Annotated in this window: 3 protein-coding genes; 2 read left to right on the top strand and 1 reads right to left on the bottom strand. The window is 69.5% G+C overall.

Going from position 1 to position 1995, the window contains the following annotated elements; genetic code table 11:
• The coding region (locus tag ACYVO2_RS37195; protein ID WP_461012552.1) for a VOC family protein at positions 1–144 on the top strand (144 nt) is incomplete at its 5' end.
• A 30-nt stretch (positions 145–174) separates the two neighbouring features.
• On the top strand, positions 175–597 hold the full coding sequence (locus ACYVO2_RS37190) for an SRPBCC family protein (RefSeq protein ID WP_461012551.1): 423 nt from the start codon (positions 175–177) through the stop codon (positions 595–597).
• Between the two features lie 304 nt (positions 598–901).
• Here ACYVO2_RS37190 and ACYVO2_RS37185 read toward each other — a convergent pair.
• A partial coding sequence (locus ACYVO2_RS37185; protein ID WP_461012550.1) for a helicase associated domain-containing protein occupies positions 902–1995 on the bottom strand: 1094 nt, incomplete at its 5' end.

The raw sequence follows: 1995 nt of genomic DNA, 5'->3' as shown, positions 1-1995 counted from the left end.
TTCCGTGTCCCCGACGTGGAAGGGGCGGTGGAGGAACTGCTCGCCCTCGGCGCGGGCCGGCCCGAGTTCCAGCCCGGCGGGAAGGAATGGGTGGTGCTCACGGACCCCGAAGGGCATCCGTTCTGCCTGGCCGCCGGTGAGTGACCCCGTTCGTCACCAGAGAGGAGAACAGTCATGGCTTCCGTCAGGAAGGACGTCTCGATCAAGGCCAGTCCCGAGGACGTCTGGGAGGTGATCGGCGACTTCGAGGCAGGCCCCAGCCGCATGGCACCCGGCTTCGTAGTTGACACACGAGTCGAGGGCGACGCCAGAGTGGTCACTTTCACCGACGGGACGGTGGCGCGCGAACGCCTGATCAGCCGCGACGACGACACACGCCGCATCGTCTACGCGGTGGTCGGAGACACCCTGCACCCCCAACACGACAACGCCTCCATGCAGGTCATCGCGCACGGGACGGACCGCTGCCGACTGGTCTGGACTCACGACGTGCTCCCCGACGACCTCGCCGCGCCCATGGAGGCGGCCATGGACCACGGACTGGCACTCATCGTGCGGACGCTGGAAGAACCACCCTTTCCACCGCAGACACGTTGAAAACTGTCACGGCCGCCACCGTCCGATGAGGGAGCACGACGAGCAGGCCGTCCTGCCGGTACGGCAGGGCGGCCTCGAGTGACGACGATCATCCAGGAGCTGTCGTCGAACCGCAGGAACTCGGCGCCGACCTGCGCGCGCGGCGAACCGATGAGCACAAAGTCACCGGCCATGGGGACGAGCCGCGCACCGTCCGGGCCGGAGCGGCACCGCAATCGGTCGGCCTCGTGCCAGTGACGACACCTGCGATACTGCCCGTCTTGCCTCTTGACTGCTCCTTGTCTTCCCGGTTCGTTCCCCGGGTTCAGTCGAAGAGGCCGAGTTGGTCCAGGAGGTGGAACTGTTCGGGGGTGAGGTGTTGGCGTCGGGTGCGCATGTTGCTGCGCCAGATTCCGAGTCGGACCGTCACTTCCTGACCGCCCCCGCCCCGGCCCTCACCCTCGCCGGTTGTCCAGGTCTCTGTGTGCCCGCGTGGGACCCGTACGTGCCCTTCCCGGTCCCGGAACCGCCGCAGCGCCTCCACGCCTCGCTGGAAGGCGTCGGTACCGCCCGCACGGCCCTTGGCGCCGTTCGCCGCCGTCCCGCCCCCGGCGTCGCCGGGCCCCTGCCCGGGAGCGGGCTGGATGCCGAGTTGTTCCAGGCGTTGGCGTTGTCCGGGTTGGAGTTTGGTCCACACGGTCGGCTGTCTCTGCCGTTCCAGCCACTGTCCGACGTCGATCCCGCCGACCGTGACGCCGGGCAGGACTTCGGCGAGTGTGGCGCCGCTGTCCAGGCACTGCTTCAGCATGGCGTAGTGCCGCTGCCAGTCGATGGGCCAGGCGGGTCGCCAGTCGGGGTCCAGCGCGGCGAGCTGCGCTGCGCGGCGTGCGGCCCGCTGGGGGTCTTTGCCGAGCCCGCCCTCGCGTCGCAGGTTGGACAGCAGTACGCCGACCTGTTTGCCGAGCGCGGCAGCCTCCCGGGGCGCGGCGAGAGTGCCGTGCTCGGCGGCGTACGCGGCCAGGGCCGCCAGGTTCTCCTGCCAGGCCAGTTCTTCCGCGGACCACACCATGCCCAGGGCTTCGAGGCGGCGGATGCGCTGTCCGGTCATGGTGCCGGCCGCGTGGGCGGTGCGCTGGTCGTGGATCCACCTGCCGAGCGGGTACTGCGTCTGGGGGTCGGTGTACCCGTACGGCACCAAGAGGTTCCCGGTGCGCTGCCGGTAGCGGCGCGCCGCCGCGTACCCGCGTCGCCAGTCGGTGCGTTCGACGTCGATGATGTTGAAGCTGATCCAGTCCGCGACCATCACCGGGTCCCGTTTCGTGGAGAACCGCAGCAGCAGTCTCGATTCCTCCTCGCCCTCCTCCGGCGGCGTGCCGATCGTCTCGCTCGGATTCTTGGGGGTGTTCGTCTCCGGGATGG

Source organism: Streptomyces capparidis, from assembly GCF_054782095.1.
The sequence above is the reverse complement of the archived record's forward strand: the minus strand, read 5'-3'. Positions and strand labels throughout refer to the sequence as shown.

What these genes read in the sequence shown, in the direction of transcription:
- ACYVO2_RS37190 (WP_461012551.1), top strand. Translation starts at nt 175, where the DNA reads ATGGCTTCCGTCAGGAAGGACGTCTCGATCAAGGCCAGTCCCGAGGAC.